We start from the raw sequence: 12,344 nt of genomic DNA, 5'->3' as shown, positions 1-12,344 counted from the left end.
GGTCAGCCGGCGTCGAGGGACCGCAGGATCCCCGTGAGGTACCCCAGCCGAGCGACCTCGGACGGCCTGAACGAGGGACCGCCCGGTCGGCCCACCACGAGAATGTGCCCCGAGTTCAACGGCGCGGCCGCGAGCGAGGTGTCCATGGCCGTCCACTCCGCCGGCACGCCGTCGTCGTCGTCGTCCAGTGCGGTCACCCGTTCCAGGCCGCGCAACACGGAGACCTCGCCGCCCTCCCACATCGGCGCGGAGTCGCCCCGCGCGACCAGACGGCACCCCGAGTCCCCGGCCACCTCCACGACCAGCGCCCAGCCGACGCGCAACGCGGCCGGGAGCTCGTCGGCGAGCAGTTGGGAAGCCCCGGCACCCGCCCCGGCGACGGCGTCGATGAGTTCGAGTTCCCTATGCGCGTCGAGGATCCCGCCGAATGGCCGCAGGGAGTCCACCATCACGCCGTCCAGGCGCTCGGCGGCGGTGATGAGGGCGTCCGGGAAGGTGCCGTGCGGGACCTCCACGACGATGTCGTCGACGGCGACCCCGTCGAACCGGTCCACCACGTCGAGGCTGATGATGTCCGCGTCCACGGTCCCCAGCGCCACCGCGAGGGAGCCGAGACTGCCCGGTCGGTCGGGCAGCATGACACGGAGCAGATAAGACATGACGCCCATTGTGCCGCACGCATTCGGGCTGACTAGGCTGGGCCGGTACCGACCACGTCACGGAAAGGGGCAGGCACGTGACCTCGATCTCACGCGGGGACGTCGCGCATCTGGCCAGGCTCTCCCGCCTGGAACTGAGCGACTCCGAGCTGGACTCGTTCGCACAGCAGCTCACCGACATCCTCGACCACGTGCAGGCGGTGTCCGAGGTCGCCGCGGAGGACGTGCCCGCGATGAGCCACCCCACTGCGATCACCAACGTCTACCGCGACGACGTGGTCACGCCCGGCCTCACCCCGGAGCAGGCACTCGACCAGGCCCCGGCGGCCGACGAACAGCGCTTCGAGGTTCCGCAGATCCTGGGGGAGGACGCATGACCGAGCTCACCACCGCCACCGCCGCCGAGCTGGCCGGGCGGATCGCCGCGCGGGAGGTGTCCTCGGAGGAGGTCACCCGGGCGCACCTGGACCGTATCGGCGAGGTCGACGGCGAGATCAACGCCTTCCTCCACGTGGGCGCGGACGAGGCCCTCCGGGCGGCCCGGGACGTCGACACCCGACTGGCGGCCGGCGAGGAGCTCGGACCCCTGGCGGGCGTGCCCATCGCCCTCAAGGACGTGTTCACCACCACCGACGCGCCCACCACGTGCGGCTCGCGGATCCTCGAGGGTTACCGTTCGCCGTACGACGCCACGGTCACCGCGCGACTGCGCGAGGCGGGGATCCCGATCCTCGGCAAGACCAACATGGACGAGTTCGCCATGGGGTCCTCGACCGAGAACTCGGCCTACGGCCCCACCCGCAACCCGTGGGATCCGAGCCGCACCCCCGGTGGTTCCGGCGGTGGCTCGGCCGCGGCGCTGGCCTCGCACCAGGCCCCGATCGCCATCGGTACCGACACCGGCGGGTCGATCCGCCAGCCCGCCGCGCTCACCGCGACGGTCGGCGTCAAGCCCACCTACGGGACGGTCTCGCGCTACGGTCTCGTCGCCTGCGCGTCGTCCCTCGACCAGGGCGGCCCCTGCGGCCGCACCGTCGAGGACACCGCGCTGCTGCACCAGGTCATCGCGGGGCACGACCCGCGCGACTCGACGAGCCTCGACGTGGCGGTCCCGGACGTCGTTGCCGCCGCCCGTGAGGGCGCGAAGGGTGACCTGACGGGCCTGCGGGTGGGCGTGGTCACGGAGTTCTCCGGCGAGGGCTACCAGCCCGGCGTCGAGGCGTCGTTCCGCGGCGCGGTGGACACCCTGCGCGACCTGGGTGCCGAGATCGTCGAGGTCTCGTGCCCCAACTTCCGCTACGCGCTGCCCGCCTACTACCTCATCCTCCCGTCCGAGGTCTCCAGCAACCTGGCACGCTTCGACGCCATGCGCTACGGCCTGCGGACCGGTGACGGGTCGGCCGACCAGGTCATGGCCGCCAGCCGCGAGGCGGGCTTCGGCCCCGAGGTCAAGCGCCGCATCATGCTCGGCACCTACGCCCTGTCGGCCGGGTACTACGACGCGTTCTACGGCCAAGCCCAGAAGGTGCGCACGCTCATCGCACGCGACTTCGATGCCGCCTACGAGAAGGTCGACGTGCTGATCTCGCCGACCACGCCGACGACCGCGTTCCCGCTCGGGGACAAGGTGGAGGACCCGGTCGCGATGTACCAGTTCGACCTGTGCACCCTGCCGCTGAACCTGGCCGGCCACTGCGGGATGTCCGTGCCGTCCGGTCTGGTGGAGGGCCTGCCCGCCGGTCTGCAGATCATGGCACCGGCACTCGCCGACGACCGTCTCTACCGGGTCGGGGCCGCCTACGAGGCCGCGAGAGGCGCGATAGCGTGACGACCGTCCCCGAGAGGGACGCATGGAAGGCGCTCGCGGCACTCGTCATCGGGTTCTTCATGATCCTGGTGGACCAGACGATCGTGGCGGTGGCCACCGACGCGTTCGTCACCCAACTCGGCGCCACGACCAACCAGGTCATCTGGGTGACCAGCGCGTATCTGCTCGCCTACGTGGTGCCGTTGTTGTTCACCGGTCGGCTGGGGGACCAGATCGGACCGCGACGGGTGTCGATCGCGGGGCTGGCGCTGTTCACCGGCGCCTCCCTGTGGTGCGGGTTGGCGCCCGACATCGAGACCCTCATCGTGGCGCGGGTGTTCCAGGGATTCGGCGCGGCACTGCTCACCCCTCAGTCGCTCAGCGTCATCACGCGCGTGTTCGCACCCGCGCGCCGCGGCGCGGCCATGGGTGCGTGGGGTGCGGTCGCGGGTATCGCCTCCGTGGTGGGTCCGGTCTTCGGCGGGGTGCTCATCGACGCGTTCGACTGGCGGTGGATCTTCTTCGTCAACATCCCGTTCGGTGTCCTCGCGGTGGTGTTGGTATGGCTCTGGGTCCCTGTACTGGAGACGAGGTCGCGCTCGTATGACGTAGCCGGGATCGTCCTGTCCGCCGTGGGCATGTTCCTGCTGGTGTTCGGGATCCAGCAGGGCGAGGAACACGGATGGGGCGGGACCACCGCCGGGTTCATCGCGGCGGGCGTGGTGGGTCTCGCCGTGTTCGTGTGGTGGCAGTCCCGCGTCCGCACCGAGCCGCTCGTTCCTCTACGACTGTTCCGGGATCGAAACTTCTCGATCGGGACGTTCGGCGTCTCGACGATCGGCTTCGTCACCGCCGGAACGATGGTGCCGCTCATGTTCTACCTCCAGGGGGTCAAGGAACTCAGCCCGACCCGCGCGGGGATGATGTTGCTGCCCATGGCCCTGATCGCGGGTGTGCTGGCGCCGCTGGTCGGACGCTGGGCGGATCGTCTCGATCCGCGGATCTTCACGGGCATCGGCTATTTCTCGTATGCGGTCTCCCTGTTCTGGCTCGCCCTGGTGATGGATGCCCAGACCTCGATCCCCGTCCTGCTCGGTCCGATCGCCCTCATGGGGGTGGCCAACGGGTGTGTGTGGGCCCCGACGTCGTCGACCGCGATGCGGCGCCTCGAATTGACGTCGGCGGGCGCGGGATCCGGTGTCTACAACACCACCCGCCAGGTCGGGGCGGTGCTGGGGTCCGCCGCGATCGGCGCGGTGGTCCAGGCCCGGTTCGTCGCCCACGGTGACATCGGTCAGGCGGTGGCCGACGCGATGTTCCTCCCCGCCGTGGTCGTCCTGCTGGGAGGGCTGGCCACCATGGCGTTCCGTACCCGTGAACAGTCGGTGAGCCCGGGGCGGTGACCGCCGCGATGCGGGGCGGGCGGACCTAGACTGCGGGGTAACCGAGAGGAGCTCGACGTGCGTATAGGTGTACTGACCGCCGGCGGCGACTGTCCGGGACTCAACGCGGTCATCCGCGCCCTGGTCCGCACCGCCAACTCGGAGTACGACTCCCCGGTCCTGGGGTTCCAGGACGGGTGGGCCGGGCTGGTGAACGACCGTGCCGTACCGCTGTTCGACGACGAGGGCATCGATCGCATCCTGCTCCGCGGTGGCACGATCCTCGGAACCGGCCGACTGAACCCCGACGTCCTGACGGCGAGTCTGCCGGTCATCCGCCAGACCCTCGAGCGGCACGCGATCGACGCGCTCGTCGCGATCGGTGGCGACGGCACGCTCAAGGCGGCCCGCTGGTTGACCGAGAACGGCATCCCCGTGGTGGGTGTGCCCAAGACCATCGACAACGACGTCGGAGGCACCGACTACACCTTCGGATTCGACACCGCCGTCTCGATCGCCTCCGATGCCATCGACCGGCTGCACACGACGGCGGAGTCGCACGAGCGGGTCATGCTCGTCGAGGTGATGGGCAGGCACGCCGGGTGGATCGCCCTGCACGCGGGCCTGGCGTCCGGTGCGCACATGATCGTGATCCCCGAGGTCCCGTTCGACATCGACTACGTGTGCAAGGTGATGAAGCGCCGGTTCCAGATGGGGGAGGCGTACGGGATCTGCGTGGTGGCCGAGGGTGCCACGCCGGTCGAGGGTTCCGGCATGACGCTGCGCCGGGGCGGCACCGACCAGTTCGGCCACGAGGTGTTCACCGGGGTGGCCGACCAGATGGCGTCCGCGATCGCCGAGCGCATGAACCGCGACGTCCGGACGACCGTGTTGGGCCACATCCAGCGCGGCGGTACGCCGACCGCGTACGACCGCGTGCTCGCGACCCGTTTCGGGGTACACGCGGCGCACGCCGCGCACCGGGGGGATTTCGGGCAGATCGTCGCGCTCCGTGGGGAGTCGATCGAGATGGTGCCGGTAGAGGACGCGGTCGCGGTGCTCAAGACCGTCCCGGAGGACCGCTACCGCGAGGCCGCCTGCCTCTTCGGCTAGATTGTTCCGCATGGAGTTCACCGAGGTCGTGTCACGTTTCGATCCCGTCATGGGCATGGAGGTGCACGTAGAGCTGCACACCAACACCAAGATGTTCTGCGGGTGTCCCACCGCGTTCGGGGCGGATCCCAACACCCAGGTGTGTCCGGTGTGCATCGGCCTGCCGGGCGCGTTGCCGGTGGCCAACCGCCAGGCGGTGGAGTGGGCCATCAAGATCGGTCTGGCGCTGAACTGCTCTATCGCGCCGTACAGTCGGTTCGCCCGGAAGAACTACTTCTACCCGGACCAGCCGAAGAACTACCAGATCTCGCAGTACGACGAGCCCATCGCCCACGACGGGTACCTCGACGTGCAGCTCGAGGACGGCAGCACGTGGCGCGTGGAGGTCGAGCGCGCGCACATGGAGGAGGACACCGGCAAGTCCACCCACGTCGGGTCCGCCACCGGTCGCATCCACGGCGCCACCCACTCGCTGCTCGACTTTAACCGCGCGGGCGTGCCGCTCATCGAGATCGTCTCCAAGCCGATCGTCGGTGCGGGGGAGCGGGCACCCGAGATCGCGCGCGCCTACGTCACGACGCTGCGTGATCTGCTCCGGAGCCTCGACGTGTCCGACGTCCGGATGGACCAGGGCTCGATGCGCTGCGATGCGAACGTCTCGTTGATGCCCAAGGGCGCCACCGAGTTCGGCACCCGCACCGAGACCAAGAACGTCAACTCCCTCCGCAGCGTCGAGATCGCGGTGCGCCACGAGATGTGCCGCCAGGCGGACGTGCTCACCGCGGGTGACGAGGTCGTGCTCGAGACCCGGCACTTCCACGAGTCGGACGGCACCACCACCTCCGGCCGGCCGAAGGAGTCGGCGGAGGACTACCGCTACTTCCCCGAGCCGGATCTCGCGCCCGTCGAGCCGACCGAGGAGCTCATCGAGGAGATCCGCGCGACGCTGCCGGAGCTGCCGTGGGTTCGCCGCGCCCGGGTCCAGGCGGACTGGGGGGTCTCGGACGAGGAGATGCGGGACCTCGTCAACGCCGGGGCCCTCGACCTGATCCTCGCCACGGTCGACGCGGGCGCTCCGGCCGCCGAGGCCCGCTCGTGGTGGGTGTCGTACCTGACCCAGCAGTCCAACAAGCGCGGCGTCGCGCTCACCGAACTCGAGATCTCGCCGGTGCAGCTGGCGCGCGTGATCGAGTTGGTCGCCGACGGCAAGCTCACCAACAAGCTCGGCCGCCAGGTCGTCGACGCCGTCCTCGACGGCGAGGGCGAGCCGGACCAGATCGTCGCCGACAAGGGCCTCGAGGTGGTGCGCGACGACTCGGCGCTGCAGAAGGCCGTCGACGACGCCCTGGCCGCGCAGCCCGACATCGCGGAGAAGATCCGTTCGGGCAAGGTCCAGGCCGCCGGTGCGATCGTCGGTGCCGTCATGAAGGCGACCCGCGGACAGGCCGACCCGGCCCGGGTGAAGGAACTGGTGATCGCCGCCTGCAACTAGGCGATGCGCTGTCCGCGCGGTGAGCTGTGCGTGGCTCGACCACGGGGACCGACCGTACGCCACACGCGCGCGCTCGCGCGTGGCGTCGAACCGCGGCTACGTACGGGCGTCTCCGCCACCACCGGACTGGGGGAGGATCACGGCCCGGTCATCGGTGGCCACGGGCGACCCGCCCTCCTTGTTGGTGGTGCCCGCCAGCAGGACGCCCTCGCCGACAACGGACAACCCGGTCAGCCGCCCGTACCGGCCCTCGGCCAGCGCCTCGGGCTGACCACGAGCCGCGCCGCCGGCGGTCTGGAGGGTGTCGACCCGCTCGGCGTCCGGGAGGGCGATGGCGAGCGTGCCCTCGGATGCGGCGCACCCACCGGCGGAACGCTGGTCCGGCCACGTCCACACCGTGCGATCCGGTGTCCGGATCGCCGCACCGCGGTCGGTGACCGTGGAGAAAAAGAGATCCTCGCCGAGAGGACACAACGCCTGGATGCGCCCGAGGTCGCGTCCGATCACCTGGGGGTCCTCCGCGCGGCCGATCCCGGTGAACGTCGGGAACCGGACGACCTCGGAGCCGGCGCCGACGGTCAGGATGTCGTCGACGAACGCGAGGCCACCGCTGTCCGCGGGTGCGAGCTCCGCGATCGTGCGGGGGGCGTCGCCGCGCGCCAGTCGTTCGACCCGGGTGGGTCCGTCGCCGACGACGAGGAGATACACCAACCGGTCCTGGGCGAAATCCGGGGACGGCGCGACCGCGGCCACTCGGCCGGACCGGGGATCCACCCTGCCGAACTGCTCGGGGTCGGCATCGGCGGAGACGATCTTCACCCCGCCCGTGGACTCGGCGACCAGCGCTCGCTCACCGAGCCCGGCCACCGCGACGGCCGGCTCGAGGCAGGTCGCGATGACGGCGGGGTCGGGATCGACGCAGGGGCCCGTCTCGGCCGGGGGCTCGGGCTCCCCGGGGCGCGACGTCGGGGGCGGGGTCGGTGCGCCGGGAGGGCTCGGCGGAGCGGCACCCATTCCCGGCCCGGCCGCGGGCGTGAACGGGTCCTCGAGGCGGTCGTCGAACCTCGCGCAACCGGACACGGCGACGGCCAGTGCCAGCAGCAGCGGGAGCGATCTCATGCCGACCAGACTACGGCGCGCCGTGTCCTTCAGCGTCCGGGCACCGGCATCGGCCTACAGTCGATCCGTGACTTCCTCAAAGCGCGGAGACGACGACGCCCGTACCGAGATCATCCACGACGTCGATTACCCGCTCGACGTCCCCAACGCCCAGGGCGCGGGCGCCGGTTCGCGGGGCGGCTCGGGGGACGGCGCGACCACCGCGTTCCCCGCGGCCGGGCGCACCGACTACTCGCAGTTCGCCGAGTCCGGGGGGTACGACGTGTCCTCGCCCCTGCCCTTCGGTGACCAGCCCACCACCATCGCGCCCGCGTCGCGGGACACGATCGGCCGCCGGGGAACGGCCGATTTCGGGCTGTTCGTCCTGAGACTGGCCGTGGGTGTCCTCCTCGCGATGCGGGGACTGCAGAAGCTCTTCGGACTGTTCGGCGGGCCCGGGATCGACGGGTTCACGCAGACCCTCACCGACTCCGGATTCGACCAGGCCCGCATCCTGGCGATCGCCGGCGGCGCCGTCGAACTGGTGGCGGGCGTCATGCTCGTGGTGGGACTCGCCACCCCGGTAGCGGCGGCCGGTCTGCTGGGGCTCATCGGACTGGGTATAGCGATCCGACTGACCGGGACCGACCCCATCCCCGTGCTGAGTGACACCACCCGCGGACTCGAGGTGTCGATCCTCTACGCCGCGGCGCTGGTGACCCTCCTTTTCTCCGGACCGGGGCGATGGTCCGCCGACCGCAAGTGGGCATGGTCCCACCGTCCCCGCTTCAGCGGCGTCGTGTGGGTGATCGTCGTGGCGGTCATCGCCGGTCTGGTGTGGTACGTCCTCAACGGCACCAACCCGCTGACCTCCTCAGCCGACAGCGCCCCGGTCACCGCGGGCTGAGAGCCCGGGAGCCGGGGCGCGCGGCCCTGACCAGGCGCGTCAGTCGGGCAGGATGCGCACGGCACCCTTGTCCGCCGAGGACGCCATCGAGGCGTACGCGCGGAGAGCGGTGGACACTTTCCGATCACGCTTGACCGGCCGCCACGGGAGAGGGCCCCTCTCGGCGCGGCGGCGGGACAGCTCGTCGTCGTCGACATCCACCGAGATGGACCGCGTGGCGACATCGATGGTCACGATGTCACCGTCACGCACCAGGCCGATCGGGCCGCCCGAGGCGGCCTCCGGGGCGATGTGACCGATGGACAGCCCGGACGACCCGCCCGAGAAGCGGCCGTCGGTGATGAGCGCGCATTTCGTCCCGAGGCCGGCGCCCTTGATGAACGCCGTGGGGTGCAGCATCTCCTGCATCCCCGGACCGCCGGCCGGGCCCTCGAAGAGCACCACCAGCACCTCGCCGGCCTGCAGCGTCTTGTCCAGGATGACAGAGACGGCCTCCTCCTGGGACTCGACCACCCTGGCCGGACCGGAGAAGTGGAAACTGTCCTCGGACACGCCGGCGGTCTTGAAGACGGACCCGTCCGGCGCGATGTTCCCGCGCAGGACCGCGAGCCCGCCCTCCGCGGTCGCCGGGTGCTCGACCGAGTGGATACAGCCGTTCTCCGCGTCCGTGTCGAGCGACTCCCAGCGGTTGTCGGTCGAGAACGGCTGGATCGTCCGCACCCCGCCCGGGGCCGCGTGGAACAACTCGATCGCCTTCTCGGTCGCGGTGCCGCTGCGGATGTCCCAGTCCGCGACGTACTGCTCGAGCGACGGGGAGTGGACCGAGTGGACGTCCGTCTCCAGCAGGCCCCCGCGGTACAGCTCGCCCAGGATCGCGGGGATGCCGCCGGCCCGGTGGACGTGCTCCATGTAGTAGTCCGAGTTGGGCGCGACCTTGGCCAGGCAGGGGATCCGGCGGGAGATCTGCTCGATGTCGCCCAGGTCGAAGTCGACCTCGCCCTCCTGCGCGGCGGCGAGGATGTGGAGCACGGTGTTGGTGGAGCCGCCCATCGCGACGTCCAGCGCCATGGCGTTGGTGAACGCCGACCTGGTGGCGACCGAACGGGGGAGCACCGAGGCGTCCTCGTCCCGGTAGTAGCGGGTGCACAGGTCGACGATGACCCGGCCGGCCTCGGCGAACAGTTCACGCCGCGCACTGTGGGTGGCCAGGGTCGAGCCGTTGCCGGGCAGCGACAGCCCCAGGGCCTCGGTGAGGCAGTTCATGGAGTTGGCGGTGAACATCCCGGAGCAGGACCCGCACGTCGGGCAGGCCGAGCGCTCGATGGCGTCCAGGCCCTCGTCGTCCACGGCCGAGTTGGCGGACGCGGAGATCGCCGTGATGAGGTCCGAGCCCGCCTTGACCACGCCGTCGACGACGACGGAGAACCCCGACTCCATCGGCCCGCCGGAGACGAACACGGTGGGGATGTTCAACCGCATCGCGGCGTTGAGCATGCCCGGGGTGATCTTGTCGCAGTTCGAGATGCACACCAGCGCGTCCGCCGTGTGGGCGTTGACCATGTACTCCACCGAGTCCGCGATGATCTCCCGGCTGGGCAGCGAGTAGAGCATGCCCGCGTGGCCCATCGCGATCCCGTCGTCCACCGCGATGGTGTGGAACTCCCGGGCCACGCCGCCCGACGCCGCGATCTGCTCGGCGACGATCTCACCGACGTTCTTAAGGTGGACGTGGCCCGGCACGAACTGGGTGTACGAGTTCGCGATCGCGATGATCGGCTTGCCGAAGTCCGAGTCCGTCATGCCGGTCGCGCGCCAGAGGGCACGCGCTCCCGCGGCGTTGCGTCCGGCGGTACTGGTTCGTGACCTCAGGGGCGGCATGGGACCTCGCTCCGACTCGATGGGGAGGGCGCATTCCGGGGGTCGTGCCGTACGGGGCCGCGGCGTGCGCGCGCCCCGCGGCGACACCCGATCGCGCCGTGACCACCACACAATACGCCCCGATGTGGGTCTACTCTTCTCACGGTCGGCCATCCGGCCGGCCTCGACGTGACGCGAATGGGGATGGACATGACCGACTCCGGTCACACGGGTGGGCTACGTGAGTTCCTCTCGCACTCGGCGGGGGCGGTGGCCCTGGTCTGTGGACTGTTCTTCCTCCTGTCGTTCATGTACCTGGGGGGCACCGCGGATCCGCAGTCCCATGCGAGGTACATCCCCGTGGCGGTGGTGGACGAGGACGTCGCCGCGACCCTGGAGACCCCGATCGGTCCGCGTGGTCTCGACATGGGGTCGCGGATCACCGCGGGGCTGCTCCAGAACAACGACTGGGGGAGGGTCCGGCTGCACGTGGTGGATCCGGAGGCCGCCGAGGAGGGCCTCCGCGACGGCACGTACTTCGGTGCGGTCCGTATCCCACCCGAACTTAGCGGGCGGGTGGCCGGGCTCGTCGAGGCCGCGGCGACGGAGGCGGGCGACGCGGCGGGGCCACCCGAACGCGCCCGCATCTCACTCGAGTACTCGCCACGCGTGTCCATCGTCTCCGGTCAGGTCATGAACACCATGGCGGACGCGATGCAGGAATCGTTCCACGACCGGATGGGGACCGAACTGCTGTCGCAGTCCCGGCTGCTGGCCGAGGCCGAGGGCAGGACCGTCGGCGCCGCGGCCGCGGTCGCGCTCTCCGATCCGGTGGCGATCGACGTCGTCGCGTGGAACCCGCTGCCGGACGGGGTGTCGAACGCGTCGCTCCCGATGTTCTACGCGCTGATCGTGATCCTGGCGGGATTCACCGGGGCGATGATCATCTCCGCCCTCCTGGACGCCCGTCTCGGCTTCATCCCGCTGGAGATCGGGCCGGTGGCGCTCCATGTCCACGTGGCGCCGTTCGGGCGGCTCCAGACACTGGCCCGCAAGTGGGTGGTCACGCTGATCACGGCGCCGCTCGTCTCGGGGCTCGTCCTGTGGGTGGCGGACATCATCGGTGTCACCGGGTACGACCCGTGGCACGTGTTCTGGTTCTCGAACCTGGTCATCGTCGCGGTCGGGGTGTGTGCGCACACGATCATCGCTGCTGTCGGCAACGCCGGTCTGCTCGTGAACCTCGTGGTGTTCGTGGTGCTGGGCATCCCCACCTCGGGCGGCGCCACCCCGACCGAGATGCTCCCGCGGGTGTTCGTCGCCATCGGGACACTGCAGCCGATGCACCAGGCCTACCTTGGGCTGCGGTCGATCATGTTCTTCGACTCCGGGTGGGAGGCGGGTCTCGGACACGCGGTCTGGGTCCTCGGCGGCTGGGCGGTCGCAGGACTCGTCGTGGGTGTGGCGGTCACCGTCGGCTACGAGCGGATGGGTATGCGACGCCAGGCCGTGGCCGACCGGGTCCCCGCCGGCCGCGGGGTGACCGGCGGAGCGGGAGGGTCAGGCGGAGCGCAAGGGTCAGGCGGACTCGGGTCCGCTCGCGGCGTACGGATCGCGGATACGGCCACGGCTGGCGCCGGACAGCCGCGGGAGGTCGTGGAACGAGACCCCGCCCATCGGGAGTGACGTGTCAGAGGTGGTCACGAGCCGGGCGAACCCACGCTTGGGGAACATCACACCCCTGACCTCATCCCACGGCACGGACCGTCGGGAGCGCCAGGACGACAGGTGGACACCGTCCTCGTCCAGTCGGGTCCAGGTCCGGGCCACCCACCAACCGAAGGCGACGGGGAGCAGCACCAGCCAGCCCAGGGCGACGGGGTAGGACGTGACGGGCCAGAGGATCGCCAGCACGAAAATGGCGATGACGACGTACGACATCGGGTTGACCCGGAAGAGGGCGTGATCGCGGGGGCTCGACTCCGGGACGGGAGCTCTGAAAGGGGCACTCATGATGCCTCCAGTCTGG

Annotated in this window: 11 protein-coding genes; 7 read left to right on the top strand and 4 right to left on the bottom strand. The window is 70.5% G+C overall.

The features are described from left to right. Positions 1–2: 2 nt before the first annotated feature. A complete protein-coding gene (locus tag AB5G72_RS09945; RefSeq protein WP_440219788.1) occupies positions 3–659 on the bottom strand; it encodes an amino acid-binding protein in 657 nt (218 codons plus the stop codon). A 77-nt stretch (positions 660–736) separates the two neighbouring features. On the opposite strand from AB5G72_RS09945, the gene gatC reads away from it, so the two are divergent. The 5 genes from gatC to gatB are packed head-to-tail and all read left to right on the top strand — an operon-like array spanning position 737 to position 6,453. After that, on the top strand, positions 737–1,036 hold the full coding sequence (gene gatC / locus AB5G72_RS09940; RefSeq protein WP_067718272.1) for an Asp-tRNA(Asn)/Glu-tRNA(Gln) amidotransferase subunit GatC: 300 nt from the start codon (positions 737–739) through the stop codon (positions 1,034–1,036). Beyond that, positions 1,033–2,487 carry an Asp-tRNA(Asn)/Glu-tRNA(Gln) amidotransferase subunit GatA gene (gatA, locus tag AB5G72_RS09935; RefSeq protein WP_440219786.1) on the top strand — a complete coding sequence of 485 codons (1,455 nt, stop codon included), beginning with the start codon at positions 1,033–1,035 and terminating at the stop codon, positions 2,485–2,487. The genes gatC and gatA overlap by 4 nt, the downstream gene beginning before the upstream one ends. Continuing rightward, entirely contained in the window at positions 2,484–3,869 is a 1,386-nt protein-coding gene (locus tag AB5G72_RS09930) for a DHA2 family efflux MFS transporter permease subunit (protein ID WP_440219785.1), read from the top strand. The genes gatA and AB5G72_RS09930 overlap by 4 nt, the downstream gene beginning before the upstream one ends. 57 nt (positions 3,870–3,926) lie before the next feature. After that, positions 3,927–4,961 carry an ATP-dependent 6-phosphofructokinase gene (locus AB5G72_RS09925; protein WP_069389663.1) on the top strand — a complete coding sequence of 345 codons (1,035 nt, stop codon included), beginning with the start codon at positions 3,927–3,929 and terminating at the stop codon, positions 4,959–4,961. A gap of 10 nt (positions 4,962–4,971) precedes the next feature. Next, on the top strand, positions 4,972–6,453 hold the full coding sequence (gene gatB, locus AB5G72_RS09920; RefSeq protein WP_120284328.1) for an Asp-tRNA(Asn)/Glu-tRNA(Gln) amidotransferase subunit GatB: 1,482 nt from the start codon (positions 4,972–4,974) through the stop codon (positions 6,451–6,453). Positions 6,454–6,549: 96 nt separating this feature from the next. On the opposite strand, the gene AB5G72_RS09915 is transcribed toward gatB, so the two are convergent. After that, complete coding sequence (locus tag AB5G72_RS09915) at positions 6,550–7,572, bottom strand: oxidoreductase (protein WP_440219784.1); 1,023 nt, start codon at positions 7,570–7,572, stop codon at positions 6,550–6,552. A gap of 67 nt (positions 7,573–7,639) precedes the next feature. On the opposite strand from AB5G72_RS09915, the gene AB5G72_RS09910 reads away from it, so the two are divergent. Then, entirely contained in the window at positions 7,640–8,458 is an 819-nt protein-coding gene (locus tag AB5G72_RS09910; RefSeq protein ID WP_440219783.1) for a DoxX family protein, read from the top strand. Between the two features lie 39 nt (positions 8,459–8,497). On the opposite strand, the gene ilvD is transcribed toward AB5G72_RS09910, so the two are convergent. Further along, positions 8,498–10,336 (bottom strand): dihydroxy-acid dehydratase, encoded by a 1,839-nt coding sequence (gene ilvD / locus AB5G72_RS09905; protein ID WP_440219782.1) that lies wholly within the window; start codon positions 10,334–10,336, stop codon positions 8,498–8,500. A 189-nt stretch (positions 10,337–10,525) separates the two neighbouring features. On the opposite strand from ilvD, the gene AB5G72_RS09900 reads away from it, so the two are divergent. Next, positions 10,526–12,001, top strand: a complete 1,476-nt coding sequence (locus AB5G72_RS09900) for a YhgE/Pip domain-containing protein (RefSeq protein ID WP_440219781.1) — start codon at positions 10,526–10,528, stop codon at positions 11,999–12,001. Here AB5G72_RS09900 and AB5G72_RS09895 read toward each other — a convergent pair. Continuing rightward, positions 11,894–12,328 carry a PH domain-containing protein gene (locus tag AB5G72_RS09895; protein WP_083249449.1) on the bottom strand — a complete coding sequence of 145 codons (435 nt, stop codon included), beginning with the start codon at positions 12,326–12,328 and terminating at the stop codon, positions 11,894–11,896. The two genes, AB5G72_RS09900 and AB5G72_RS09895, sit on opposite strands and share 108 nt — an antisense overlap. Positions 12,329–12,344: the final 16 nt, after the last annotated feature.

Source organism: Dietzia sp. MNB45 (assembly GCF_051994785.1).
Taxonomy (GTDB): Bacteria; Actinomycetota; Actinomycetes; order Mycobacteriales; family Mycobacteriaceae; genus Dietzia; species Dietzia kunjamensis.
Note: the sequence above shows the minus strand (reverse complement) of the source record. Positions and strands in the feature narration are given on the sequence as shown.

Coding starts and splice junctions, on each gene's coding strand:
- AB5G72_RS09945 (WP_440219788.1), bottom strand. CDS start 659: ATGTCTTATCTGCTCCGTGTCATGCTGCCCGACCGACCGGGCAGTCTC.
- gatA (WP_440219786.1), top strand. CDS start 1,033: ATGACCGAGCTCACCACCGCCACCGCCGCCGAGCTGGCCGGGCGGATC.
- gatB (WP_120284328.1), top strand. CDS start 4,972: ATGGAGTTCACCGAGGTCGTGTCACGTTTCGATCCCGTCATGGGCATG.
- AB5G72_RS09915 (WP_440219784.1), bottom strand. CDS start 7,572: ATGAGATCGCTCCCGCTGCTGCTGGCACTGGCCGTCGCCGTGTCCGGT.
- ilvD (WP_440219782.1), bottom strand. CDS start 10,336: ATGCCGCCCCTGAGGTCACGAACCAGTACCGCCGGACGCAACGCCGCG.
- AB5G72_RS09900 (WP_440219781.1), top strand. CDS start 10,526: ATGACCGACTCCGGTCACACGGGTGGGCTACGTGAGTTCCTCTCGCAC.
- AB5G72_RS09895 (WP_083249449.1), bottom strand. CDS start 12,328: ATGAGTGCCCCTTTCAGAGCTCCCGTCCCGGAGTCGAGCCCCCGCGAT.